This is a genomic window from SAR202 cluster bacterium, from assembly GCA_016872285.1.
Taxonomy (GTDB): Bacteria; Chloroflexota; Dehalococcoidia; order Lucifugimonadales.
This window is the reverse complement of sequence record VGZZ01000007.1, coordinates 13150-38678: the sequence shown is the minus strand read 5'-3', so window position 1 is coordinate 38678 and position 25529 is coordinate 13150. Positions and strand designations below refer to the sequence as shown.

The following is a 25529-nucleotide window of genomic DNA, read 5'->3' as shown; positions in this document are numbered from 1 at the left end:
TTTCGGTACAGACTAGCCGGGAATCGCTCCCATCTGCCTCATCATCCCCATCACATCCGCCACCGTCCACCGCTCCACACACTTCCCCTTCTGAATTCTAAAAGTGGTAATTACTGGAAAATTCACCTTCTTGCCCGTGGCCGGCACACCCATAAACTCACCCTTGTGCGTCCCGTTGGCGGTGAATCTGGCCGTCACCTTGTCTCCCTCTGATATCAAGTCGTCTGCATTGACCTTAAAGTCCGGAAAAGCCGACCAGAGGGAGTTGTAGAACATCTTCAAACCCTCTTTATTACCTGGGATATTGGGCGGAAGGCCATGAGCAACACACTTCTCGTCATGGAAATCCAGGTACCCACTGCGCCTATCTGGTTCGTTGTAGTTATTTATCGCCTTCTTCAACACGCCCTTCGTGTCTGACCCAAACATAATCGTACCTCCATCTCCAAGCTGCCTTGCCGCCTATATTCACACGCAAGGGATAACCAGTCAAGTACGCGCACGAAGACGAGGAGTTGCTAGGTCTAGCGTGCTATTCATAGATGCCGATGAAGCTTTTGTCGCACACTTCAGTGGGCGGTAGGTATCACCCCTTGCTTAAACCTTCGTCTCCCCCTCCGCAAAATTCATCGAATACAGCCTCGCATACAGCCCTCCCCTCGCCAGCAGCTCCCTGTGCCTCCCCTCCTCCACAATCCGGCCCCCGTCCACCACCACAATCTTGTCCGCCCCCGTTATCGTCGACAGCCGGTGCGCGATGACTATCGACGTCCTCCCCTTCAGCACCGCCCTCAGCGCCTCCTGTATCACCCGCTCCGACGCTGAGTCCACGTTCGCCGTCGCCTCGTCCAAAATAAGAATCCTCGGCTTCGACGCCACCGCCCTCGCGAAGCTTATCAGCTGCCTCTGTCCGATGCTCAGGTTCCCGCCCCGCTCCTGAAGCACCGTGTCGTACCCCTTCTCCATCCTCGATATGAAATCGTGCGCCCCCACCGCCTTCGCCGCCTCGACTATCTCCTCTTCCGTCACCCCTCGACGGCAATAGCGAATGTTCTCCTTCACCGTGTCCGAGAACAAGAACGGGTCTTGCAGAACAATGCTCATCTGCCTCGCCAGGCTGGCCCGCCGCACGTCCCGCACGTCCTCCCCGTCCACCAGCACCCGGCCAGCCCCTACGTCGTAAAACCGCGCCGATAGCAGCGCCAGCGTCGTCTTGCCCGCCCCCGTCGGCCCCACCAGCGCCACCGTCTGCCCTGCCTCGATATGCAAATTAATTCCCTTCAGCACCTCCGACTCCGGCGTGTAGCTAAAGGACACGTTCTCAAATCTGATATCGCCTCGAATCTCCCCCAGTTCCTTAGCGTCCGCCTTGTCCGTCATGTCCGGCTGCATGTCCAGCAGCTCGAAGATCCTCGCCCCTGACGCCATGGCCCACTGGTACTCCGTGAACTGCCAGCTTAGCGTCCTGATCGGGTCGAACAGCCTCTGCACGTACAGCAGGAACGCCACCAGGAACCCCACCTCCAGAGACCCGTCCAGCACCCTCTGCCCGCCCACCACCAGCACCAGCGCCATCGAAAACGCCGTCGCTATCTCCACCGACGGCGACACCAGCGACGACAGCCTCGCCGCCTTCAAGCTCGCGTCCAGATGCTCTCGATTCAGCTTCTCGAAGTCCTGCTTGTTCCGCTCCTGACGGTTCATCGCCTGGCTGACCCGCACGCCCGATATGTTCTCTTGCAGGCTGTCGTTCAGGCTTGACAGCGTGATGGCCACGTTCAGGAACGTCACTTTGGCGAACTTCTTCCACACAATCGTCAGCGCCAGCAGCACCGGCGGCGTGATCAGCGTCACCAGCCCCAGGCTCAGGTCCATCCACAGCATGGTGGCCGCGATGAACCCCAGTATCGCGATGTCCACCACCGTGATAATGGCCATGTCCATGAACTCCTGCACCTGCCCCACGTCGTTCTGCACCCTCGACATGACCCGTCCAACTTCGTTCCGATCGTGGAACGCCACGCTCTGCCCCTGGATGTGCGAAAACATCCCCTTTCGAATGTCGTCCAGCACCGACGCCGTCAGCCGCGCCATGGCGAAGTCCTGGATGAAATGGAAAACCAGGTTTCCCCCGGCGTTGGCCATGAACGCCAGTCCCACCAGGTGTATGCTCCCCCACGCCGACTCGATGCCCCCCGCCGGCGCGATGAAGCTGTTTATTCCCCACGCGATGATCAGCGGCTGCAAGACGTTGGTCACCGTATTCCCCACAATCCCCACAAACGCCAGCGCCGCCCAGGCTTTGTACGCCAGCACATACCGCATCAGCCGCATGACTACGCGATGGTCGTAAAACTTCTCCGGCATCACGTCATCAAGACGCAGCACATTCGCCGGAGGTGCGCTCTGTGACTGCACCGCCATCAGGACTGCCCTCCCCCATCCACCACTCTGACGGGTGTTCCTTCTGGCTCTTTTCCCCTTTGAATGCCTGGTGCCAATCGAGGTACGTAATGTATGTAAGGTCCGACTAGCTCCAAGAAAATTCCTTCTCCCCTTGCGGGAGAAGGCGTAGGATGAGGGGTAAACCCTGGAAATACAAAACACTCATTAGACCAACCATCCGCCTCTCCGCCTCTCTCCAATTTCTTCCCCCTCAAGGGGGGAAGATTAAGATGGGGGGTCGGTGTGTCGGCAGGGTGGAGTCTCCTAACTGCCATCTTTAAACAAATAAAACTCTTCATCCTTCCCCTCCTCCATCCGCTACCTCTACCCGCCTCGCCTCCTCCTGCGGCCTCAACTGGTACTCATATATATCCGCGTACTCCCCTCCCCGCGCCAATAGCTCCTCATGCGTCCCCCGTTCCACTACCTGCCCCTCCCTGAACACCACAATCATATCCGCGTCCCTTATCGCGTTCAGCCGATGCGTGATAATAAACGTGGTCCGATTTCGTGTCGCCTCCTGCAGCGCCCGATGCAGCATATAGTCCGTCTGCGCATCCACGCTGGACGTCGAATCGTCCAGGATCAGCACCGGCGGGTCCACTACCAGCGTCCGCGCGATGGCCAGCCTCTGCTTCTGCCCCCCCGACAGCGTGATGCCTCGCTCCCCCACCATCGTCTCATACCCCTGCGGCAGCGACTCGATGAAATCATGTAGCTGCGCCACCTTGGCCGCGTGTAAAATCTCCTCCATCCCCGCCTCCGGCCTCCCGAAAGCGATATTGTTCTTCACGCTCATGGCGTGGACAAATACGTCCTGCTGCACAATCCCTACGTTCCGCCGCAGCGACCCCAGTGTCACCTCACGCACGTCCACCCCGTCAATGGTTATCCTGCCGGCGTCCACGTCATAAAACCGCAGCAGCAAGTGCGCCAGCGTCGACTTCCCGCTCCCCGCCTGCCCCATCAGTGCCACCCGCTGCCCCGCCTCCACCGTTAAATTCAGGTCCTTTATCGCCGGCGGCCCGCCCTCGTACCCAAAGGTCACCCCCTCGAACCTCACCCGGCCCTCAGCCCTACCCACCTCCTTTGCCCCCGGCCGCTCCTTCACCTCTGTCTCGGTATCGATAATCTCGAAGAGCCGCTGTCCGCACGATATCGCCCTCGATATGCTGTTCACCATCCATCCCGACATTCTCACCGGCATGGACAGCAGCCCCAGGTAGAAAATAAACGCCGTCAGTTCTCCCGGCGTCAGCCCGGTGTACCTCGGCGCCCCGTCCACCACCTGACGGCCTTCGATGACCTCCATCCCCCCGACCCACAGCACCACCCCCATCGACGCCAGGAACCCGAAGTTCATAATCGAAAAGTTCTTCGCCCAGTCTCGGTCCACCATGTACCCCTCCCTCGCCACCGCCGACGAACGGGTGTTGAACTTTTCAATCTCGTACGGCTCCCCCCCAAAAGCCTTCACCACTCGATTTCCCGTCAGGTTCTCCTGCAGCACCGCCGCCATCTGCCCCGTGTGCTGCTGCACCTTCATCCATCCCTTCCGCAAATGCTGGCTGGTGGCTATGGCCCGCCAGATAAGGAACGGCACAAAGGCCAGGCTCACCACCGCCAGCGTCACGTCCGTCAGCAGCATGGCTATCGCGATTCCCCCCACCATCGCCACAATGAACCCCAGACGTATGGCGCCCTGGGTGATGAACTGCCGCACCCCGTCCACGTCCGACGTGGCCCTGGACATGAGCACGCCTGTCTTCTGCTTGTCGTGGAACCCGAAGCTCAGGTCCTGCAGCTTGGCGAAGAACTCGTTCCGCAGCTCGTAGGCGTACCTCTGCGCGATGCTGTCGCCAATATACATCTGCCCCAGCGAAAACAGCCCGCGCGCCGCCCCCGCCAGCAGCACCACCAGCGCCAGCAGGTACAGCATAGACGTGCTCGTATCGCTATCCCCCAAAACTCGGTTCACCGCGTCCCCCAGCACGCTGGGTATCGCCAGCGCCGACAGCGACGCCAGCACCACCGCTCCATACCCCGCCAGCACCCGCCACCGATGCCGCCGGTACACCTGCCCCAGTATCCGAAAAAGTATTCCCATACCCTATGTCATTCTGAACGAAGTGAACAATCTTGTCTGTCTGCAACCTCGCTCTCGCCATCTGCCGTCCCGCCCCGCCTGGTAACGTAGGGGCGAGGTCACCTCGCCCTTCCCATCTGGTTCTACCCATTTTCCTCGTGCGGAAAAGGGGGAGTTAGAGGGGGAATTGGTGCAATTTTTTCTCGGCCCCTTCTTCCCGCGGGAAGAAGGGGCCAGGGGATGAAGGTATCCCGCGTGAGAAATGGTTTCTTTTTGCATAAATTTGGCTTTGCTTATGACTCTCAAATCGTCCTAATCGTCCCGCCGTCTATCCGCAAATTCGCTCCGTTGATAAACCCCGCCAGAGGGCTGGCCACAAACGCCGCCAGCGCCGCCACCTCCTCCACCCGGCCAAACCTCCCCACCGAATTCGGCAGCATCTCCTCCATCACCCTCCGTTCAATCTCGGACCACTCTAGGGCCCATCCCCTCTCTCTCGCAACGGCTCTGTAAAACTCCTCTACGCCCTCCGTAAAAATCGGCCCGGGGCTGATGGTGTTTACCGTTACGCCGCTCCCAGCCAACTCCCTGCTCAGGCTTACCGTCAGGTTCACCGTCGCCGCCTTGGTGGCCGAAAAGTCCGGCATCGCCAGCGAAGGCTGCAGCGCCGCCCCGCTCCCAATATTTATGATTCGTCCCCACCCTCGCTCTTTCATCGACGGCGCCAGCCGATGCACCACCCGCACTATTGATACTACGTTGGTGTTATAAATGTCGGCCCACTCCTCAGGCTTGGCACGCCACCAGTCCCGGCTCGGATAAATCCCCGCGTTGTTCACTAATATATCGACGCCTCCCATCGACGACTCCGCCTCCTCCGCCACCCGCTCCGCCTCTACATCCACTGACAGGTCTCCCAGCGACACAAAGGCCTTCCCCTTGGCAGACCCAATCTCCCTCACCACCCGCTTCGCCGCCTCCCTATCCCGCCCGTGCACCACCACTGACGCGCCCGCCCACGCCAGCGCCTTCGCTATCGCCGCGCCAATGCCTCGGGTGCTGCCTGTCACCAGCGCCCGCTTGCCTCTAAGCTGTAGGTCCATTCTGACCCTGCTTGTTTTTCTTAAACTTGAACTGTCCGAAAAGAATGATTGATATAAATACCATGTTGAGCGAGTTCCAGAAAATTATCGGAAACAGGCCGTCCATAACTCCATAAACAATCCACACTACAAATCCCGCCATCAGCAAGAAAGAAAAATGCAGGCTGATGTCATTCGCGCTCTTTAATCTAAATATACGAATAATCTGCGGTATAAAACTTGACGTCGTCATCACCCCGGCCGCCAGCCCCAGGCCCTCCGCGAGTTCAATAGACAAGCTCTCCTCCTTAGCACCTAACCCTTAATTTTTGGTTTCAGCATCTTTACGATTTTGTTTTTCCCTTTCCCACTCTTCCCACTCCTGTCTTTTCTCCATCATCTCTTCGTAAAGGTCCTTGGCAAGCGCCTCGTCGTGGTTTTCAGAGATTGGGTCCTCGTCAGACGGTTCGCTCCTCCCAGATGCGATAAAGGTAAAGTCCTCAAACTTAGGTGGCTTCCATTTTCTCTTTCGTTCCTCTTCCATGTCTTTCTCTCCATTAAGGCATCTGTCTATTATATCCTCGCACTATGAGCCTTTCTCATTCTCTTCTCTCCCTTGATGACGCCTGTTGCTAGTTCAGATTCCATGTGGGCTGAGAGGACTGACTGCCACTGAGAAAATTCCTTCCCCCTTGATGTCGAGCTGCTTGCCCCATACAAACGAGATCCCGATGCCAATCGGGAGGGGAAGGCGAAGGATGAGGGTGAAACCCTAGCGCTACGATACTTTATCAATGCCAGCTATCACTAGAGCTTTACTCCTTAGGCTTCTAGAACAACTAGCAACCCCCGTCCTTGCGTGAGAAGGTTGGGATGAGGGATATACCCTGGATATACGATAAGGGCATTAAGGCCAACCCTCTTTGCTATCTACCCTTCACCGCCCTCCATTTGACCTCCCTCCCTCCCCCTCCCTACACTACCCTCACCATCTCCCCTAGGAGCCGCCCCATGCCCGCCCCCAGAGACCCCTCCGGCGCCAACCCCCGCGCCCGCTACTCCCCCATCACCAGCCGTCCTCCCCTCAAGCTCCCTGACGGCGCGCGAATCGTCATCTTCCCCATCGTCAACGTGGAGGAGTGGGACATCAACGGCCCCATGCCTCGCACCGTCCTTCCCACCCCCCAGGGCGTCTCCGTCATCCCTGACATCCCCAACTACTCCTGGTTCGACTATGGCCTCCGAGTCGGCTTCTGGCGAATCAAGGACGTTTTGGACCGCCACGGCGTCAAAGCCACCCTCAGCCTCAACGGCAGCATCTGCGACTCTTACCCCCGCATCGTCGACGACAGCGTTAAAAGCGGCTGGGAAATCCTTGCTCACGGCTTCATGCAGCGCGCCATCAACCTGGAAAAGGACGAGCGCGCCGTCATCCGACGGACGATCGACGTCATCAAGCGCAAGACGGGCAAGGCCCCCCGCGGCTGGATGGGACCCGGCCTCGCCGAGACCTTTAACACCCCCGATATCCTGGCCGAGGAAGGCATCGAGTACGTCTGCGACTGGGTCAACGACGACCAGCCCTACAAGATGAAAGTTAAGAAGGGCAGCCTCTACTCCATCCCCTACACCGTGGAGCTTAACGACATCCCCATCTACCTCATCCAGCACCACCGCTCCCCCGAACTCTTCGACCGCGCCCGCGAGCACTTCGAGACCCTCTACAAAGAAGGCGCCGCCAGCGCCCGCGTCATGGCCGTCGCCACCCATCCCTACATCACCGGCGTCCCCCATCGCATCGCCTACTTCGACCGCCTTATCCAATACCTAAAAGGCCATGACGGCGTCCTCTTTTGGACAGGCTCCCAAATCCTGGACTGGTACAAGTCCGCCGACAAGTAACACGTCATCTCGAGTCCGCCGTGGCGGATCGGTCCCGATAACAGTCGTGAAAGAGGCTGGGGGATGATGAGGTGATTTTACTTTCTCTTCTCATTCCAGAAGACATGTGATGCACGTTAAAGGAAGTCAGGAGTCCTCCTTTTCTTCTACGATGGGCTTGATTATGGGAAACCACGAGCCTTTGCACAGGTAGGGATTGGGGGCCTCTGCATGGTACTCCCCCTTCGGCCTGAAAGAGCCTGTCCCGAGTATCCCCCGAGGGACGAAGGGGGAGCCAGACGCTCTGCTACCTTAAAGCATATATCGCGGAGTCCGATGCAATCGGACCGTCCTGAGTCCGCCTCTGGCGGATCGAAGGAGGGGGTTGTGGTTCCTTATTTCCCCTTCCCTCTTCTCAGAAAGGAGAAGAGGGATTAAGGGTGATGAGGTCCTTCCGTTTATGACCAGGTATGTATTATCAATACACGTCATTAGGAAGGGGCCAGGGAAATGGTATCCCATAGCGCAAGACACGCCTTATCTCTGAATGTGCCTGGCGCCAAAATAGACGCCCAATTCACACAACGTAACACTTTCTGCTAACTAAACCGAAAAGCGTAATCTTTATGACGAATTGCTGCTATACCGCCACTAATTACCCCTCCCATTGACACCAAATAGCAATAGTGCTAGCTTTTGCCTCGTCCCCTGGTTGCCACCACCTCCTAAGGAGCAGCCTATGCCTAGCCAAGATATAGCCCTCATGGCCCACCTCATGCGCCGCGCCGGCTTCGGCGCTGACTATCAAGAGCTCGAAACGCGTGTCAAGAAGGGTTACCAAAAGACCGTTGACGAACTCTTGGACCCCGACGCCCACGCTATCCCCCCCACTGACACCGATCTCTTTTATCGATACAACCCCCAGAACGAAGTCCCTGGCAACCCGCCCCTCGGCCAGCTTACCTGGATGTACCACCTCATTAACACCAAGCGCCCTCTGGAAGAGAAAATGGTCCTCTTCTGGCACATGGTCTTCGCCACCGGCAACTCCAAGATCGACAACCCCACCGAGATGGTCCGCCAGATCGATATGTTCCGAAAGCACGGCCTCGGCAGCTACCGCGACCTCCTCGTCCGTCTCTCCAAAGACCCCGCTATGATCTACTGGTTGGACAACAATCAGAGCCATAAGCACGCCCCCAACGAAAACTGGGGCCGCGAATTGCTGGAGCTGTTCTCCATGGGCCAGGGCAACTACTCCGAGGACGACGTCAAGATGGCCGCTAGGGCCTTCACCGGCTGGACCATCAAGCCCAAGCTCCCTCGCGCTCCCTACGGCCGCTACTACTGGGAGTTCGAGTACAGGCCGGAAGACCACGACGATTCCGAGAAGACCTTCCTCGGCAAGAAGGGCCGCTTCAACGGCGAGGACATCATAAATATTGTCCTGGAGCAGCCCGCCACCGCCAAATTCATCGCACGGCACCTATACAACTTCTTCGTCGCCGACGAAGTCCAGGTGCCCTCCTGGAAGGATGAGGCGCCCCGCGACGCCAAGGCTGTCCAGGCCATCGCCGACGTCTTCGTCAAGAGTAAATTCGAGATGAAGCCCACCCTGCGCTTCATCTTCAACTCCGACTTCTTCAAGAGCGAAAAGGTCTGGTTCGCCAAAGTGAAGAACCCCGCGGAGGTTGTGGTGGGCACTACCCGCCTCATCGGCGACTTCCAGCAGCTAAAGCCGGGCCTGATGATGCTGGCGCTGGAGAACGCCTACCAGGGCCAGGAGCTGATTAATCCGCCCTCGGTGGAGGGCTGGCACACCGGCCATGAATGGATCGACACCAGCGCCCTGGTACGACGGGTAAACTTCATGGCCGACCGCCTTGGAAACGCCTCCAATCCCGGCGTCCACTCTATTATTCAGCGGCTCGCTTCCAAGGCAACCCTCGCCCCCGAGGAGCTTCTCGACGGCTGCCTTGAGCTTTTAGGCGCCGTGAGGCTCCAGGATGGCACCCGAAAGGAATTGGTGGAACACATCAAGTCCGGCGGCCCCCTAAAGCGCGGCAAGACGGAGGCAGAGAAGCGCGCCTTCACCCAGCGGGTCACAGAGACCCTCCAGCTCATCGCCGCCACCCGCGAATTCCAGTTCTGCTAAAAATCTCCTTTTCCCCTGAGGGGGCTGGGGCTCTGGTAGTCTCCTCAGGTTCTCCCCCTTCGGCCTGGAAGGCGAAGGGGGAGTTAGAGGGGGTTGTGGTGAATCTTTTTTCTTTCCCTCTCTTCCAGCAGGAAGAGAGGGATAAAGGGTGAGATGGTATCCCGACCAAAGACAGGCGAGCATTTTTAAAGAAACCCACCGCAAAGGAGACAAACCCCCATGCCCCTCACTACCTTAGCCGCAAACCGCACCTACACCTACTCCCACTGCGTCGGCTCCCTCTTCGCCTGGACTGGCCCCAACGACATCGTCCTCGGCGAAACCATCGGCCAGAAAGACACCGCCTACGTCATCAGCCGCGGCGGCGACCCCGGCAGCCAGTTCGGCGCGGGCCAGCGGCTGACCAAGTGGGACCTGGAAAAAGACGTCCTCATCAAAGACTCCGGCTCCCCCGGCGATGGCGACGACCAGTTCCTCTGGCCCTCCTCCCTCGCCCTCGACAAAAACGGCGATGTCTATGTCGCCGATGAGCACCTCAACCGCATCTCCGTCTTCTCCAAAGACGGCAAGTATGCCCGAAAGTGGGGTGCCACCGGTAAGGCCAGCGGCCAGCTCGACGGCCCCGCCGGCATCCGATTTGACGACGACGGTAATCTTCACGTCGTCGAGAGCCGCAACAACCGCATCCAGAAGCTCTCCAAGGACGGCAAGTTCATATCCATGTTCGGCCAGGCCGGCTCCGGCCCCGGGCAGTTTAACCTCCCCGCCGGCCTCCACATCGATTCCGAAAGCCACCTCTTCGTCGCCGACTGGGGTAACAATCGAGTCCAAAAACTCACTCCTGATGGCCGCTTCGTCGCCCAGTTCGGCGCCTCCGGCCCCGGCCCCTTGAAGCACCCCACCGGCGTCGCCACCGATAAGGACGGCGACGTATATGTCGCCGACTGGGGCAACAACCGCGTCAACGCCTACGACAAGGACGGCGAATACCTAACCTCCTTCTACGGTGACGCCCGCGAACTCTCCAAGTCCGCCACCGTCTTCATCAGCGCCAACCCGGACTTCGTCAAAGCCCGCCGCCGCGCCGACACTTCCCTCGAGTGGACCTTCCGCCGACCCACCGCCGTCGCCGTCGACTCCAAAAACCGCCTCCTCGTCATCGAGTCCATCAGCGGCCGCATCCAGTTCTACCAAAAAGACGACTCCTACGTAGACCCACAGTTCAACCTGTAAGAGTCCTCGGCCTCGCAAAATCAAGGGGCGGGCGTGTACGCCTGCCCCTTTCCCTAGATTTGTCATTCCGAGTCCAGTCGAGAAAATCTCCCCCATCTCATCTGTCACAGCGCGTCCCATGTTGCTAATAAACAACACAATTTGTCATTCTGAGCGAAGTCCCGATGTACTCGTCGGGATGCAGCCGAAGAATCTGTGCCCACTACCAACCTCGCTTCACCGCCCAAGCAATGGGCTTCCCTAGTAGTTTCCTCCCTTCCCTCGCTCGGCAGGTAAGGTTAGATAGGCGGCCTCCCTTCTGGTCCTTCCTGAGGGTAGGATTAGGTGGCGAGGTTGCTACCGTAACCCACATTTCAAAAATAAATGGGGCTGACACGTCAGCCCCATTTATTTTATCTATTCGTAGTCTAACCCTCTACCGCGTTGCCGCCCCGCTCCCCTCCTTCATCCGAGCCAGCAGGCTTTCCAGGTACGCCTGGTTCGGCCCCACAAACGGCTCCGCCGACGGCGTTCCCGCTAGAATCTTCAGCATCTGCTCCAACTTACCCTTCGCCGGCGGCAAGTGCGTCGAAAGTATCATGCTAGGACTCATCTTGCGTATCCGGTCCAGGTTCTCCTCAAACTTCCGCTGGTCCACCATGTGCAGCCACGGACTGTCCGCCGTCGCCCACTCCGTCATCCCACGCGCCAGCTCCCCCTCCGAGTAGTCAGACGCATTCTGGGCCGGCCCTGGCAGAATCGCTCCAAAGGAGTTCCACACTGAAAAACACCCCGCTCTTGTCGTCATAAATGCCGGTGGACATCGGGTTGTCATAGACCGGCGGCTTCACCGCCGTCAGCTTCCGGTCCCCTACCGATAGACTGTCGCCCGGGTTTATAAAATTTACCCTGTGCATCGGCACCTGCCACGCTGTGCTCATCCTCAAAGGCGCCAAAGGGTGGGCGGCCAATCGGGCCTTCGGCGCCGCCTCTAGCACCCGCTGAATGCTCCCGGTGTGGTCCAGGTCGTCGTGCGTCAGCCATACCCACCGCAGCTCCTTCGGGTCTATTACCGACTCCAAGGCCTTCATAAACCCCTCGCTCTCCATGCCCAGCCCCGTATCCACCAGCACCGGCTCCTTGGCCTTTATAACAAAAGCGTTCACCGGCAAAACGCCCATATCCGGTATTGGTACATTTGACGGCAGCGCTACTATGTCCTTCGATACTTTGAATGCCTTCTCCATAACACCCTTCCTCTAATTTTTATTTCGAGACTTGTGCCTCTCGACTTGCTTTCTACCCGACGGCAGGCGCGCGCCTTCTCGATTTGCTTGCCCTGCCATCCTTCGATGCCTTGTATAAAGGAGTGTTTAGCCACGCCAGAAATGCCCGGCTCACTAAATCCGCAGCTTCGTCGCTCCTCAACTCTTTGGACATAAGGCTCTCCCAAACCCCAAGTCCCGTCATAGCCGTAAGCAGTGCTATCGCCTTCTCGTCATCTTCCCTCCGGCCCAGCGCCGCCCTCACCAGCGACTCCTTATGCTCCTCCCACCTTCTGAACCATTCGGCCACAGCCTTCACTCTATGAATGTCCGCCATGCCCAGCTTCATGTCCTGCCCGCCCCTCCCATACATGTCGAAAACCTCGCCTACCAGGGTCCTCACCCGCTCCCCGATACTACCCTTAGCCGCTAAAGATTCCAGTGTGGGCGGACTCAACTCCTGCCAGACAATCTGCCCGCAGGCATCCACCAGGTCGTCTAGATTTGGAAAGTGCCGGTATACCGTCCCAATCGACACCTCTGCTCTACGCGCCACGTCCACCATGCTGGTGCCGGATATGCCCCTTTCCCCGTGGAGTTGGCACGTCGCCTCTAGAATGCGCCGCCGCGTCTCCTCCACGCTGGCTTCCCTCGCCCCCATTCGGTATTTTCTTGGTGACATGGCTAATTAATTAATTGAAAGAGTTTTCTAATTAAATTATATAGTTTGTCTCGTGTCAAGGGGTCCGGTCGAATTTCTTAAAACTGATTCCCAATCCGTGTCTCAATATGCAAAAATATTCCTATGCTCCCTAACCCACACTCCCCTCCCTAGGAGGCCCCCATGACCACCCTAAGCCAGGAAAAATGCGTAGCCTGCCGCAAAGACTCCCCTCAGGTGACCGCCGAAGAGACCGCCCAGCTCCTCCCCCTCATCCCAGACTGGCAGCTAATAGAAATCGACGGCGTCAAACGCCTCTCCCGCGCCTTCAAATTCAAAGACTTCAAGACCGCCCTCGCCTTCACCAACGCCATCGGTGACGCCGCCGAGGCCGAAGGCCATCACCCCAAGCTCACCACCGAATGGGGCCGTACCAGCGTCGAGTGGTGGACCCACAAAATCAAGGGACTCCACCGCAACGACTTCATCATGGCCTCCAAAACCGACCAGATCCATGAGGCCTTCGCCGCCCAACAGTCCGCACCCTCCCTCACCTGACGTTGCCTCACCTTACATGGGAAAACTCATCTCGTGCCCATAGGCTACCGACGACTCTCGATATTTAGGGTGTTGCGTGGATGTCCCATCTGGTCCTCCCCCTTTTCCTCACGAGGAAAAGGGGGAGATAGAGGGGGATTTGGTGCAATTTTTCTCTTCCCCTTCCAGCAGGAAGGGGCTAGGGGATGGTATCCCATACCGCGACTCAGTTATCATCTCCACCAAAAAGGAATCTGCCATGACCCCCCAAGAAGACCTCGGCCAGCGCCTCCAGCGCCTCGAAGACATCGAGGCCATCAAAAACCTCAAAGCCCGCTACTGCCTCTACTGCGACGACAACTTCAACGTCGACAAAATCGTCCCCCTCTTCACCCCAGACGCCGAATGGGTCGCCACCAGCTTCGGGCCCTTCAAAGGCCACGACCAGCTCCGCGACTTCTGGACCAACATCACCAAACGCCTCACCTTCGCCATCCACTACGTCTCCAACCCCATCATCGAAGTCCGCGGCGACACCGCCCACGCCACCTGGTACCTCCTCGAACCCGGCACCATTGAAGGCAAACAAGCTATCTGGATTATGGGCGTCTACCACGATGACATGGTCAAAATCAAAGGCCGCTGGCTCTTCAAGCGTGTCCAGCTGGACATCCACTTCCGCACCCCCTACGACACAGGCTGGGCAGTCCAAACGACGCCTTAATCTCTGTGTAGTTTCGTCGGTCGAACATGTCTCAGATAGCCGCAAGAGGAGAATTGTCATCCTGAGCGGCAGTCACGATGTACTCGTCGGGACGCAGTCGAAGGATCTAATCAACGTGACTGCTGTCACACCCCATTTTATCACTCACACCCGTCTCACCCCCTGTTTTACCCTCCCCTATCACCCTCCCCTAATACCTAATCACCAACCCCCCCATTATTCGTCGCTAGCTGTATCAATATCAGCCCCTGCATCACTATCTTCTTCGACGACTGCGGCGAATTCCCCGATGCGTTAAACCCCTTCTCCACAATAATAGTCGTCTGATTCTTCTTCCCATCGTACTTCGCCTTCAGCTTCTGCAGCGACTTCCCCTGCCCCAGGTCCGCCGTCTGGTCCAGATGCTTTATAGACCCGTCCTTGTTCAAGACCCAGTGCGCGGAAATCTGGTTTTTCACCGTGCCGATAGCCGCGCCGTTCTTGTACTTTATAGTCACAATGGCGCCCTTAATATTCTGATTTCCCGTCTCCACATCCTCCATCAGCGTCACGCTGTTCCCGGCGTTGTCGCCCACCACCACCGTGCGGCGGACCTCCTTACCGTTCTTCTTCACCGGCGCCGCCGACACCGTGGTCCCCGGCCCGCCCGGCACCCCCGATACCAGGTCGATGCCGTAGGTCAGCAAGTCCTTCGTCATCTGGTCGAACTGCACGAAGGCCTCCGGCGCCGACGTGTCCAGCCGCACCGTCACCGACTTGCCCGCCTCCGTATTCCCCACCATGTCCACCGCGAAATAGCTGATGGAATGAATGCCCTCCGCCGTCAGCGGAATCGACACCGACCCGCCTTCCACCACGGTCTCCGCCCCGCCGCTCAGAATATAACGAATCTCCTTCACGCCGGTGCCCGCTATGTCGTCCACCGCGCTCAGGTTCACAAGCAGCGACGTGTTGTTCCACCCGTTGCTGTTGGGTGAAGGCGTCACCGTGGCCGACGTGGAAAGCCTTCGCGTCGATAGTTTTCTCTGGAAATCCGAATTCGACTCCGCCGGCCAGGGCCCACGCTCCGCTCAGGTAAAGCTTTCCTTTGACCTTCTAGCTCTCTTGAGGGAAGGCAGCGTCACCACCGTCATACAGCCCCAGGCCAGCCCCGCCGTGAAGGACGCCTTCGACGCCGTCGTCGGCGACGCCTCTATCAAGGACATCGCCTATGTCATCGAGATCGACAAAGACAAGCTCCAGGACCGCCAGGAGATCGGCGCCGCGGTCATCACCCTGATGGTGGACCCCGGGTGGCCAGGGGCATCGGACCCGTCCCTGGTTAGAATCCTCAGGTACGCTGAAGACGGCTCCGCTCACGTACTGGACACCCGGTTCAACGGCCCGTCAGGCGCCTATCTGGGGTTTCAGGCGGCCTCCCCCGGCGGCCTCTCCGCCTTCGGCCTGGCCGCGCTGGACCGGCCCCTGGCGTCCGCCAGCCTGCCTCCTGCTGCCCTGCTGCCCTTCTCCGCGCCCCCTCCCAGTCCTCAGACCCAGTCTTTCACCATCCTCCTGTCGCCTGTGGTCCACCTGTCGGACTCCACCGTCGCCCTGGACAAGGCGGGCGCGCCGGTGTCCGTGTCCCCCAACTCTTTTCTCGCCATCGACACCAACGTGCGGTCCCCATCCGCCGACGATATCGATATCAAGCCCGCCAGCCTGTCGAACCAGCAGGGCGCTCTCAAATGGCACAAGGTCCCCAAACTAGCCCTGGCCGGCCACAACTCCCTTGTCCTGCGATTTCAGAACCTTGGTGGCGCTGACTACGAGGTTAGCCCCGGCCTGATCCGCATTGTCTCCATGGGCGGTGATCCCAAGGAGAGCATCCTTGTCCCCAACTTCAACGTCTTTCCCGGCGCCTCGCGTGACACTACCCTGGACTGGGTCACCCGCTCCAAGGCTTTCGGACGGTACACCCTGGCCGCCCAGGTCACCTTCGGCGACCCCCTGCAGGTGGCCACCAGCGATCCCATCACGGTTTGGGTCATCCCCTGGCGATGGGTCCTCTCCTTAATGTTCATCGGCGGCGGCGTCATCCTCGGCGCCTGGTTCCTATCGCGCGGCCTTAAAAAATACGTGGAGCGTCAGGTGGAAAACCGGGTGGGTAGGCGGAGTTAGATATGGAAGACATCACTCAGCAGCCGGCGCAGGCCGTCCCCAAGCGTTTATCTCGAAGAAAGCGAATGCTTCTTCTGGCCTCGGCAGCCTTCCTTGTCTTAATCCTCGTAATCATTTTGTGGGCCTCCGTTCTCACTCCCCGTTCCCGCGCCGACAAGATTGTGCGCGAAAGCGCGCCATACATAGAGGCCCTCAACTCCTCCCTCCCCGGCGTCATTGATATCTCCTCCAGGGAAGCCGCTTTCTATCAAAGGAGCGAAGGCGGCCTCTCCCCCGCCGACGCCCGCGCCTTCCAGGACCTGGTCACCCAGGGCTCCCCCCGCATGGCCGCGGCCCTGGATACCACCCGGCAAGTCCATCTCCTGGTCAAAGGCTACGGCGACTCCGTCAGCGTAGGTGTCTTCCCGGTCATTCTGGGAGGCTCCAGGGTATCCCTCGCCCGGGAACACCTGACCGACACCCAGGGCCAGTGGAGCGACCTGGAACACGCCATTTTCACCGAGGTTGTGCTGCTAAACTACTCCGTAGGCATGGCACCTATCCTGCGAGACTTCCTGGGCTACAGTCCCGCCGCCGACTTCGGCGGCACCTTTAACGCCAACACCAAAGAGATCAATATCTTCCGCCTCCAGCGCCGCCAGGACGGCATCGACGCCCAAATCACCCTCATGTCCCAGATCACTACCCCCAACGAGTTTCTAGCCCACCAGGAGCGATGGCTTAAAAAGCTGGTGGTCCTCCGGGCATTGGTGGCGGATGTGTACCTCAGCGTTGACAACGACACCCTGGAACTGGCCGATAAGCAGCTAGTCCTGTACGCCGCCCAGACCCGGGACCTCCAGGAGGACATGTACGGCAGGCTCAACAACTACTGGGCCAGTTCACCCAACCGCGCCGCCATCCAGGCCTCCCTGGCCCGCCTCCAGTCCCTCCTGCCCCTCCTCCGCTCCTAACAAGGCATGTCATTCTGAGTCCGCCGTAGGCGGATCGAAGAATCTAGTCGACGTGTCTGCTGTCACGACCCACCATCCCTAGTAGCGTGGTCACCTCGCCCTTCCCTCTCTTTGGGATGCCGCTTGTCCGCTAGGCATCGAATCTATGAAATGTAATCAATTTGTCATTCCGAGCGGAGTTCTGATGTACTCGTCAGGACGCAGTTGAGCACCTTTGCTTGGTATACCAATCGCGAAATCCCGATGTAATCGGGTCGAGGAATCTGATTAGACTGCAAACCACCTTGGTCTCCTGCTGACACGCCCCACGTCTCTCCCTGCTATCCATTCCTATTCTCCTTCCCAAGCCACTAACCCGTCCCCCAACATCCACCTCTCCCCGCCTTCCCTGCATGAAATTGCCCAGAACATTTACCCCCTTTCCCCTATACCTTTGCGGTAATTCCCTGTCGGAAGTCCGGCGCGCCTTCGATAAAGTCAGTCTCATAACATTCAGTCGACGCGGACGGCCCTGCCCGCGGCCTCTGGAAGGAAGGAGACCTGGCTCCCATCAGCGCCAAGACTTTGTGAAGCCACCTCCGCGTCTCCGACCGTATCCTGCGGCTCGTTTCCTACGGCACCATCGCTGTCGTGGCGTGGATGCTGGCCGCCGGCGCCATGGTCAAAGCCAACATTCAGACCGATGGTATCGACGCGGCCTACGCCGCCAGCCAGGTACTCGCCGTCTCCTCGGACCAGCCCGTCTCCATCCACTGCGCGTCAAACAGGCAGACCGTCCAGATCCCCCTCACTCTGCGTGTCCAGGCCTCCCGCGCCGTTATCCTGAACGCTTCCGGCGGCATCATTGCCATCCACAGCAACACGCCTCGCCACGATGCCCAGATACACTTCCTCCTCGGCAGCCTCGACGGCCCTAAGCTTGCCCCCTCCGCCGGCCTCCTCTCCCAATACCTCCACCTCCAACCCCTCATCGACTGGTCTAAACCTGGCCTCGTCTATCAGTCTCCCTAGTCCCACGCTTATTCAGAGCGCCGGCTGAACATTTCGACGCTAGGCAAAAAAACACGGTCCTGTCATCTTGGGCAAAGGGCTGTGCTCGGCCCGCAGTCGAAGGGTCTATGCCAATTGACAACCTACCGCATGGCCCGTCAGTTTTACCTCCTCTCCCTTGATGGGAGAGGATTAAGGTGAGGGTGAAACACTAGCACTACAATACTTTATCAATGCCACCTGCCACGCTGCGCTTATCCCTTCCCCCGCCAAGCGGAGGAAGGTTAGGTAGGGGGTTCCCCTCCCGTTCCCTCCCCTCCCTCCACCCGCTAAAATACCCCCAAACCCCCTCCCCAGGAGGAACCCCCATGCCCAAATACGCCATCATCAACGCCAGACTCATCGACGGCACCGGCCGCGCCCCCCAGGACGGCCGCGCCCTTCTCACCTACGGCCCCTCCATCCAGCAGGTCAAGCCCACCAACTCCCTCCGCGTGCCTAAAGACGCCACCGTCATCGACGCCGCCGGCCAGGTTGTAATGCCAGGCCTCATCGACCCCCACACCCACGTCGCCTACCACATCAGCGACTACGCCCTCAACCTCCGCGAGATGACCGAGAGCGTCGAGCTCAACACCATAAAGGCCGCCACCAACGCGAAGACTATCCTGGACAGCGGCTGCACCGCCATCGGCGACGGCGGCTCCCGGGGCTACATCGGCGTCGCCGTCCGCGACGCCATCACCCTCGGTATCATCCCTGGCCCCAAGATGGTCGCCTGCGGCCAGATCCTCTGCGGCTCCGGCGGCATCGTCGACCACTCCTACGCCACCGGCTACCACGAGGACCCCGCCTACTTCGGCACCGTGGTCAACGGCCCCCACGAAGTCCGTGTCGCCGTCCGAAAGCAGATGCGCCAGGGCGTCGATATGATAAAAGTCTCCGCCTCCGGCCTCCCCGGCGACCCGATGATTGGTGGCCGCCTTCAAGACCTCTCCTACGATGAGCTCAAAGCCGCCGCTGACGAGGCCGCGAAGTTCGGCAAGACCGTCCACGCCCACTCCCATGACGTCAACGGCTCCATTGCCGCCGCCAGGGCCGGCATTATCTCCCTTCACTCCGGCGAGTTTATGAACGAGGAAGCCCTCCAGGTCATGAAGGAGACCGGCTGCGTCTTTGTGCCCACCATCTCCTGGCTACACTACCGCGTGTCGGAAGACTACGCCCGCGCTTATAACCGTTCGGCGCGTCCTACTGACCAGCAAATCCAGTGGTTTATCAACGAGGTCCGCGAGGCCTATGAAGCCTGCAAAGAGGCCATCCTCCTTGCCCACAAAATCGGCGCTCCCATCGCCGTCGGCTCCGACGGCGCCCACGTCTTCCCGCCCTTCACCGTCGCCAAAGAGATGGAGTACTTCCAGGACCTCGGCATCAAGCCCATCACCATCCTCCACGAGGCCACCCAGGTCGCCGCCAAGGCCATCGGCAAGCAAGACGTCTGGGGCACCCTCGAACCCAGCAAGTCCGCCGACGTCCTCATCATTAACGGCGACCCCTCCAAAGACGTCCGCATCCTGCAAAATAAAGACAACATCCAGCTAATTATGAAAGACGGCGTGGTGCTCAAAGACACCTTCACCGGGCCTGGAAAGTAGAGGGTACCCTAAGCTTTGCACGAAGACTCGGTGTATCCCTGGTCCGGAAGCGTATATGAGGCGTAACATCTCGACGTGGTTCTTTATTGCTTTTCCCCTTCCCGAAGAGGAAGGGGCTGCAAGCTCGCCGTGGCGAGACAAAGGGGATGGTGGCCCCCAATGAGACCAACACCCCACTTTCCGTGCAAACCCGGATACACTGCATAGACAGTATTTATAACCTGGGGATGAATACTATGACCATGCGCAAGCTCAAAAAAGAGTTGTCGTCAGAACAACATGAAGAACTGCTCAGAGCGTTGAAAGCCCGCTTTGAGAAAAACATGGACCGCCATAAGGGCCTTGAATGGGCTAAAGTGCAAGCAAAGCTGGAAGCTGATACTGAAAAACTGCGGTCGCTCAATGAAATGGAAAGGACTGGCGGTGAGCCGGATGTTGTTGGTCATGATAATAGGACGGGCGAATACGTTTTTTTATGACTGTTCAGCGGAAAGTCCTAATGGCCGCAGAAGCCTTTGTTACGACCGGGAAGCACTGGAGGCAAGAAAAGAGCATAAACCAAAAGACAGCGCCATCGATATGGCAGCCGCCATGGGCGTTGAGCTTTTAACGGAAGAACAGTATAGAGAGTTGCAGAAACTAGGAAATTTCGATACGAAAACATCGAGCTGGGTGAAAACGCCCCCTAATATTAGAAAACTCGGCGGCGCCCTCTTTTGTGATCGCCGTTACGACCATGTCTTTGTCTATCACAACGGCGCGGAATCTTACTATGCCGCCAGGGGGTTCCGTGGCTCGCTAAGGGTTTAGATAAATAGTTGCGGGCCCGTAGCCTAGTGATAGAGCGGTCGGCTCATAACCGATTGGTCGTATGCCCCTTTAGGAGTCCCTAAAGGCCCTCCCATCCCTTCCTCGTAATCCCTGCCTGTCTTAGATGCGAATAAGAAAATCTCAGCTTATATCCCCGCGATGTGGATTTGGAATCCAGAGTCTGACCTGTCCTCGTATCATGTATTCATGCCTGCCGCCCGCTTAAGGCCCCTCAAAGCCCAACGTCCTTAAAAATCTCAAAAGCTCACCTAGCCTAATCGGCCCCAGGGGAGGCATCAGGCGGTTTGTTTGACGTTTATGTCAATCCCATCCACCACTGGCATCGGCAAGCCCTTCGCCAGGCTCAGCATCACCCAACCTTCCAGCACCTCCCTCAACTCCTCCCTGCACCTTTCTAAAGTATCCGAGTTGGCATAAACGCCCTGAAAACCAGGTATCTCCCCGTAATACCCCTTGTCCTCGGGCAATATCTCGTACTTGGCCCGCTTCATCGCAGCTTGTAAATACTTTGTTAGCATTGACTACCTCTCAGCTTCGTTCCAATCAGCGGCCAACACGCTTTTCCTGTAGAATTATACCTGAAGGTGCTCCTTCTCTAATTCGTATTGACACCCCAATAGCCCTATCCTACCCTATCTTTGCGGGCCCGTAGCTCAGTGGTAGAGCGGTCGGCTCATAACCGATTGGTCCCTGGTTCGATCCCGGGCGGGCCCACCAATTCCAATCAGACCGAGTTTTCCATAGGCGTAGTCGTTCTTACGAACTGGTTTCCCCTCATCTTTTGTTCCTGGTCCCAAGTAACCAGCGGCACATCTAATTCTTGCGCTAGCGCTACGTACACTGCGTCGCTGCCTCTTATAAGCCCTCGAGATGCTACTTCAGCACTCAATTTCGCTAGTTGTAAGTCAACGGACACCAACCTAAAAATTGGTAGTTGTTCCATCAACCGAGCGGCATCAATTCCTATCGACCGCCTTCTTGTGCGTCTCGCAACAGCCCCGGCAGTCTCGGCGAGAACAAAGGATGGACAGACCAGCGCCTCGCCCTGCCTAACGGCGAACTCAAACCAACCGGCGCTGATGCTGTGATTAGAGTCTTCGATAACAAATTTGCTTACCCACACACTAGTGTCTACTACATACATGTTAGAAATCTCTTCGCTGTTCCCTTACCGCCTCCACCGCCGACACGCCTTTAGGCCAGTATTTCCCTATCTCTTTAGCCAATTCATCCATCTCTTTCAGCACCTTTAAGCTCTCCTCTAAAACGGCCTCTTTATCTACCACAGGTACCAGCCTAGCGATCAACTTTCCGCGGCTTGTTATAGCTATGGTCTCTCGTCTGTCACTCACCTCTCGTAAAATCTTGCTTGTCTTCTCCTTTAACTCTCTTATCCCTACTTCTCTCATATCTATCTCCTTTGTGACCACTTATGAGACTACATTATAGCACCTAAAATTAGAACCGCTCCCTCACTCGTAACATCACAACCTTTACACTCCTTGCGCGCCACTGCTACCCTTACACCATCCCCAAACCCAAGGAGCCCCCGTGTCCACCCAGACCCAACTCCCCCTCATGGACAAAATCCTCTCCCTCGCCAAGCGCCGCGGCTTCTTCTTCCAAAGCAGCGAAATCTACGGCGGCCTCAACGCCACCTGGGACTACGGCCCCCTCGGCGCCGAACTCAAACGCAACGTCAAGGACGCCTGGTGGCGCTCCATGGTCTACGACCAGGGCGACGACTTCTCCATCGTCGGCCTCGACTCCGCCATCCTCATGCACCCCAAAATCTGGGAGGCCTCCGGCCACGTTCAAAACTTCACCGACCCCTTGGTCGAGTGCAAAAGCTGTCACCAGCGATTCCGCGCCGACCAGTTAGAAGGCGCCAATTGCCCCAACTGCGGCGCCAAAGACAGCCTCACCGACCCCCGCCAGTTCAACCTTATGTTCAAGACCTTCATGGGCGCCGCCGAGGACACCGCCTCCCAAATCTACCTCCGGCCCGAAACCGCCCAGGGCATCTTCGTCAACTTCCAGAACGTCCAGGTCTCCGCCCGCCGCAAGCTCCCCTTCGGCATCGCCCAGATCGGCAAGGCCTTCCGCAACGAGATCACCCCCGGCAACTCCACCTTCCGCACCCGCGAGTTCGAGCAGATGGAGCTGGAGTTCTTCGTCAAGCCCGGCGACGACGACCGATGGCTCCAATACTGGCGTGACGCCCGCTTCGACTGGTACGTCCGCCACGGCATCCGCCCCGACAACCTCCGCCTCCGCCGCCACGACAAAAGCGAGCTAGCCCACTACGCCAAGGACGTCTACGATATCGAGTACAACTTCCCCTGGGGTTGGGCCGAGCTTGAGGGCATCGCCAATCGCACCGACTTCGACCTCCGCCAGCACGAGCAGTCCTCAGGCCAGAACCTAAAGTATTTTGACGAGTCCGCCCCGGCGGACCAGCAGCACTTCCATCCCTACGTTATCGAGCCCTCCGGCGGAGTGGACCGTGCCGCCCTCGCCTTCCTCATCGACTCGTACCAGGAGCAGGAGCTTCCCCCCACGAAAGCGGGAGGCGCCCCCGACGTCCGCGCCCTCCTCCGCCTCCATCGAATCCTCGCCCCCACGAAAGTGGCCGTCCTCCCCCTCAGCCGCAACGAGAAGCTGACGCCCACGGCGCGCCAGGTCCACGCCCTCCTCCGGCCCCACTTCGCCACCACCTATGACGACGCCCAGTCCATTGGCCGCCGCTACCGCCGCCAGGATGAAGTCGGCACCCCCTTCTGCGTCACCATCGACTTCGACACCCTGGAAGACAAACAGGTCACCCTCCGTGACCGCGACACCATGGCCCAGCTCCGCCTCCCCATCGCCACCCTCCTCCCCGCCCTCCGCGACAAGCTGGACCACGGCTGGTAATTGGATTTTGTCATGATGTAATCAAAGGGTATGCGCCTTCCATAGGTCTCATACTTGGACGAGGTCTTCTTATTTCCTCTCCCTTGATGGGAGAGGATTAAGGTGAGGGTGATATCCTATGGACGCAACCCTTTATCACTGCCGCCTATCACGCTGCGAATTATCCCTTCCCCACTTCCTGTAGGTAAGGACAAAGGTGAAGGGCCCTTCCTCCATCTATCCCTCCTCCTGCCTCCTCTTCCCCAACCCCTCAATTCTACCCCGCCCCACTCCTCGCACCCTCCCCTGCCACACCCTTCTCCCAGCCCCCACAATCCTCCACACCACCGCCCCCAAAAGCGCCGCCAGCGTCCCGTACATCATCCCGCCCTCAATCCAGTGTTCCCCGTACCTGTCCCAAATCACCACCGTCCGCCATGAATTCGATTGCGCCACATGCCAGAACAACAGCAGCACCACGTTATACGCCAGTCCCACCGCCAGCAAAAGCGTGACACCCATACCCCACCTCTCCCCACCAAATTCACACCCCACAACGGTTACGCTGCAAATTTTCAGTCCTGCAAGACAGCTTAGCTACCTCCTTATTACCTAATCACCATCATTCCCCCTTGTAGTAAAATGCTCCCCATCCTCCTCGGAGGCCCACACCCATGCAGACCTCCCGCTACTCCCAGGCCAGACGGCTCCTTCGCACCATCCGGCAGAACCTGGACCGCCTGGAGGCCATCCTCAAAGAACCCTCCGGCCTCCCCATTGCCAAACCCACCGACCCCTCCACCCAGCTCTTGGAGCAGATCTATGGCATTGGCGTCATCGAACAGCGCGCCCTTTTCAAAATGCTGGACGACCTCCAGCTATCCCACAACTGGATAGGCTCCCAGATCTCCGCCGGCTACCTGGACATGTGGGCCTCCGCCACCGGCAACCTCTTCTACCGCGTCACCCAGAAAGCCATTCGAGAACTCGCCCTGGGCCGCCTCCTCCCCCTGGACGACTAGCCCCCTGCCTTGTCCCGTTGTGTTATAAGGGAGACCCTCTGGGGCCTAGTCTAAGGTTGAAAGAATGGGGTCTTCTGCCCAAAGAACTATCCAAATGGATTGCCGGCAACTACACAAAAGGGCATCTTTTTCCTAATCTTCCGCGCCTATATTCACAATAGGTATGGCGGGCTGGTCTCTAAGCTCAACCTAACCCCAGGTCCAATGCTCCCCGCTAGCCTATCAATCCGGCAAGGCGCCTCGCCTATTGTTCACCCCGTAGGTGCGCCCCAAACTGACCTTCGCAGACTGGAAAATAAGTTTTGGGGATAGGCAGGTCAGGAAATCATAAGCAATCCGGGCCTGAAAATTTCAAGCCTTGCCAGGCCTTATAAAAGAGCAATGGAATTCTAAGGAGGTCCTGAAATGGCGACACTCAAGCCTGATACTGATGTTCAAGTCGAGTCTCAGCCCGATATCGAAGTTATCGAATCCAAGGCCCAGCCGCCGGCCCTTAGCCATCCCGCCGTTATGACCGGCCTCACCATCCGAGAGTTGGAGATGCTCCCTAGGCTGGAAGAGTTAAGCAGGATCGACACCATGGTCGTCGAAGGCTCCACCGCCATCAAGGATGAGGTCATCGGCGCCATCGCCTGCCAGGCCACCAAGGAGGTGGAAGGCGTCGCTGACGTGGGTGTCAGTTCCTTCCGCCGCCTCTTCGCGGAAACCTTCCGCGGGGCAGAGCGCCGCGCCCGCGGGGTCAGCGTCGAAGCCGGACGCAAAGAAGCCATTGTAGACATAACCGTGAAGCTCACCTACGGCTTCCCCGTCCCCCAAACCGTTGTGGATATTCGACGGAACGTGGCGGAAAGGCTTCTAAACCTATGTGGTCTCTATGCCAAAGAGATAAACGTGAACGTAGCAAGTCTGAACATCCCCAGCAAGATGCCCGGAAGAGTTAAGTAAGACCGTCTAGAAACGCGCCGCACATCAATAGGA

General features: G+C 58.4%; 26 protein-coding genes, 1 tRNA gene and 2 pseudogenes. 14 read left to right on the top strand and 15 right to left on the bottom strand.

What is annotated here, in order from left to right:
- Positions 1 to 12 precede the first annotated feature (12 nt).
- From FJ320_03650 to FJ320_03625, 6 genes are all read right to left on the bottom strand, one after another.
- On the bottom strand, positions 13 to 429 hold the full coding sequence (locus tag FJ320_03650; protein ID MBM3925067.1) for an ester cyclase: 417 nt from the start codon (positions 427 to 429) through the stop codon (positions 13 to 15).
- 168 nt (positions 430 to 597) lie between these two features.
- Positions 598 to 2424: an ABC transporter ATP-binding protein gene (locus FJ320_03645; protein ID MBM3925066.1), complete on the bottom strand. Its 1827-nt coding sequence runs from the start codon at positions 2422 to 2424 to the stop codon at positions 598 to 600.
- 316 nt (positions 2425 to 2740) lie between these two features.
- On the bottom strand, positions 2741 to 4552 hold the full coding sequence (locus FJ320_03640; GenBank protein MBM3925065.1) for an ABC transporter ATP-binding protein: 1812 nt from the start codon (positions 4550 to 4552) through the stop codon (positions 2741 to 2743).
- 281 nt (positions 4553 to 4833) lie between these two features.
- The gene (locus FJ320_03635) at positions 4834 to 5634 is read right to left on the bottom strand and encodes an SDR family NAD(P)-dependent oxidoreductase (protein ID MBM3925064.1); all 801 of its coding nucleotides are present in this window, start codon (positions 5632 to 5634) and stop codon (positions 4834 to 4836) included.
- Positions 5618 to 5911: a hypothetical protein gene (locus tag FJ320_03630; protein MBM3925063.1), complete on the bottom strand. Its 294-nt coding sequence runs from the start codon at positions 5909 to 5911 to the stop codon at positions 5618 to 5620. The genes FJ320_03635 and FJ320_03630 overlap by 17 nt, the downstream gene beginning before the upstream one ends.
- Positions 5912 to 5935: 24 nt before the next feature.
- A complete protein-coding gene (locus tag FJ320_03625; protein MBM3925062.1) occupies positions 5936 to 6157 on the bottom strand; it encodes a hypothetical protein in 222 nt (73 codons plus the stop codon).
- A 467-nt stretch (positions 6158 to 6624) separates the two neighbouring features.
- On the opposite strand from FJ320_03625, the gene FJ320_03620 reads away from it, so the two are divergent.
- The 3 genes from FJ320_03620 (at position 6625) to FJ320_03610 (ending at position 10882) form a co-directional block, all read left to right on the top strand.
- The gene (locus tag FJ320_03620) at positions 6625 to 7515 is read left to right on the top strand and encodes a polysaccharide deacetylase (protein MBM3925061.1); all 891 of its coding nucleotides are present in this window, start codon (positions 6625 to 6627) and stop codon (positions 7513 to 7515) included.
- A 718-nt stretch (positions 7516 to 8233) separates the two neighbouring features.
- Entirely contained in the window at positions 8234 to 9649 is a 1416-nt protein-coding gene (locus tag FJ320_03615; protein ID MBM3925060.1) for a DUF1800 domain-containing protein, read from the top strand.
- A gap of 219 nt (positions 9650 to 9868) precedes the next feature.
- Positions 9869 to 10882 carry a hypothetical protein gene (locus FJ320_03610; GenBank protein ID MBM3925059.1) on the top strand — a complete coding sequence of 338 codons (1014 nt, stop codon included), beginning with the start codon at positions 9869 to 9871 and terminating at the stop codon, positions 10880 to 10882.
- A gap of 415 nt (positions 10883 to 11297) precedes the next feature.
- Here the strand turns inward: FJ320_03610 and FJ320_03605 are convergent, their stop codons facing one another.
- Genes FJ320_03605 through FJ320_03595 form a run of 3 tightly spaced genes read right to left on the bottom strand, consistent with a single transcriptional unit; the run spans position 11298 to position 12808 of the window.
- Positions 11298 to 11561, bottom strand: coding sequence for a hypothetical protein (locus FJ320_03605; protein MBM3925058.1), 264 nt, complete (start codon positions 11559 to 11561; stop codon positions 11298 to 11300).
- Positions 11562 to 11589: 28 nt separating this feature from the next.
- Complete coding sequence (locus FJ320_03600) at positions 11590 to 12108, bottom strand: MBL fold metallo-hydrolase (protein ID MBM3925057.1); 519 nt, start codon at positions 12106 to 12108, stop codon at positions 11590 to 11592.
- Positions 12109 to 12160: 52 nt separating this feature from the next.
- Positions 12161 to 12808 (bottom strand): TetR/AcrR family transcriptional regulator, encoded by a 648-nt coding sequence (locus tag FJ320_03595; GenBank protein ID MBM3925056.1) that lies wholly within the window; start codon positions 12806 to 12808, stop codon positions 12161 to 12163.
- Positions 12809 to 12970: 162 nt separating this feature from the next.
- Here FJ320_03595 and FJ320_03590 point away from each other — a divergent pair, with 162 nt between their 5' ends.
- A complete protein-coding gene (locus FJ320_03590) occupies positions 12971 to 13345 on the top strand; it encodes a 4a-hydroxytetrahydrobiopterin dehydratase (protein ID MBM3925055.1) in 375 nt (124 codons plus the stop codon).
- 238 nt (positions 13346 to 13583) lie between these two features.
- A complete protein-coding gene (locus tag FJ320_03585) occupies positions 13584 to 14048 on the top strand; it encodes a nuclear transport factor 2 family protein (protein MBM3925054.1) in 465 nt (154 codons plus the stop codon).
- Between the two features lie 197 nt (positions 14049 to 14245).
- On the opposite strand, the gene FJ320_03580 is transcribed toward FJ320_03585, so the two are convergent.
- On the bottom strand, positions 14246 to 14986 hold the full coding sequence (locus FJ320_03580; protein ID MBM3925053.1) for a hypothetical protein: 741 nt from the start codon (positions 14984 to 14986) through the stop codon (positions 14246 to 14248).
- Here FJ320_03580 and FJ320_03575 point away from each other — a divergent pair.
- From FJ320_03575 to FJ320_03555, 5 genes and pseudogenes are all read left to right on the top strand, one after another.
- The gene (locus FJ320_03575) at positions 14961 to 16205 is read left to right on the top strand and encodes a hypothetical protein (GenBank protein ID MBM3925052.1); all 1245 of its coding nucleotides are present in this window, start codon (positions 14961 to 14963) and stop codon (positions 16203 to 16205) included. The two genes, FJ320_03580 and FJ320_03575, sit on opposite strands and share 26 nt — an antisense overlap.
- A 2-nt stretch (positions 16206 to 16207) precedes the next feature.
- The gene (locus FJ320_03570) at positions 16208 to 17158 is read left to right on the top strand and encodes a hypothetical protein (GenBank protein MBM3925051.1); all 951 of its coding nucleotides are present in this window, start codon (positions 16208 to 16210) and stop codon (positions 17156 to 17158) included.
- A 630-nt stretch (positions 17159 to 17788) separates the two neighbouring features.
- Positions 17789 to 18169 carry a hypothetical protein gene (locus FJ320_03565; protein ID MBM3925050.1) on the top strand — a complete coding sequence of 127 codons (381 nt, stop codon included), beginning with the start codon at positions 17789 to 17791 and terminating at the stop codon, positions 18167 to 18169.
- A gap of 212 nt (positions 18170 to 18381) precedes the next feature.
- Positions 18382 to 19803, top strand: coding sequence for an amidohydrolase family protein (locus tag FJ320_03560; protein ID MBM3925049.1), 1422 nt, complete (start codon positions 18382 to 18384; stop codon positions 19801 to 19803).
- A 242-nt stretch (positions 19804 to 20045) separates the two neighbouring features.
- Positions 20046 to 20613: pseudogene (locus FJ320_03555) on the top strand (DUF4256 domain-containing protein).
- 141 nt (positions 20614 to 20754) lie between these two features.
- On the opposite strand, the pseudogene FJ320_03550 reads toward FJ320_03555, so the two are convergent.
- Positions 20755 to 20910 (bottom strand): annotated as a pseudogene (locus FJ320_03550) (type II toxin-antitoxin system HicA family toxin).
- Positions 20910 to 21152: a type II toxin-antitoxin system HicB family antitoxin gene (locus FJ320_03545; protein ID MBM3925048.1), complete on the bottom strand. Its 243-nt coding sequence runs from the start codon at positions 21150 to 21152 to the stop codon at positions 20910 to 20912. Before FJ320_03545 ends, FJ320_03550 begins: the two are co-directional and overlap by 1 nt.
- A gap of 124 nt (positions 21153 to 21276) precedes the next feature.
- On the opposite strand from FJ320_03545, the gene FJ320_03540 reads away from it, so the two are divergent.
- Positions 21277 to 21351, top strand: a tRNA-Met gene (locus FJ320_03540).
- Between the two features lie 7 nt (positions 21352 to 21358).
- Here FJ320_03540 and FJ320_03535 read toward each other — a convergent pair.
- Both FJ320_03535 and FJ320_03530 read right to left on the bottom strand, forming a co-directional pair.
- Entirely contained in the window at positions 21359 to 21778 is a 420-nt protein-coding gene (locus FJ320_03535) for a PIN domain-containing protein (protein ID MBM3925047.1), read from the bottom strand.
- 1 nt (position 21779) lies between these two features.
- Positions 21780 to 22064 carry a type II toxin-antitoxin system Phd/YefM family antitoxin gene (locus FJ320_03530; GenBank protein ID MBM3925046.1) on the bottom strand — a complete coding sequence of 95 codons (285 nt, stop codon included), beginning with the start codon at positions 22062 to 22064 and terminating at the stop codon, positions 21780 to 21782.
- 148 nt (positions 22065 to 22212) lie between these two features.
- Here FJ320_03530 and FJ320_03525 point away from each other — a divergent pair, with 148 nt between their 5' ends.
- Complete coding sequence (locus FJ320_03525) at positions 22213 to 23550, top strand: glycine--tRNA ligase (GenBank protein MBM3925045.1); 1338 nt, start codon at positions 22213 to 22215, stop codon at positions 23548 to 23550.
- A 216-nt stretch (positions 23551 to 23766) separates the two neighbouring features.
- Here FJ320_03525 and FJ320_03520 read toward each other — a convergent pair whose 3' ends face one another.
- On the bottom strand, positions 23767 to 24051 hold the full coding sequence (locus tag FJ320_03520) for a hypothetical protein (GenBank protein MBM3925044.1): 285 nt from the start codon (positions 24049 to 24051) through the stop codon (positions 23767 to 23769).
- A gap of 152 nt (positions 24052 to 24203) precedes the next feature.
- Between FJ320_03520 and FJ320_03515 the strand changes: the two genes are divergently transcribed.
- Entirely contained in the window at positions 24204 to 24551 is a 348-nt protein-coding gene (locus FJ320_03515; protein ID MBM3925043.1) for a hypothetical protein, read from the top strand.
- A gap of 405 nt (positions 24552 to 24956) precedes the next feature.
- The gene (locus tag FJ320_03510; GenBank protein MBM3925042.1) at positions 24957 to 25496 is read left to right on the top strand and encodes an Asp23/Gls24 family envelope stress response protein; all 540 of its coding nucleotides are present in this window, start codon (positions 24957 to 24959) and stop codon (positions 25494 to 25496) included.
- The last annotated feature ends 33 nt before the right edge of the window (positions 25497 to 25529 follow it).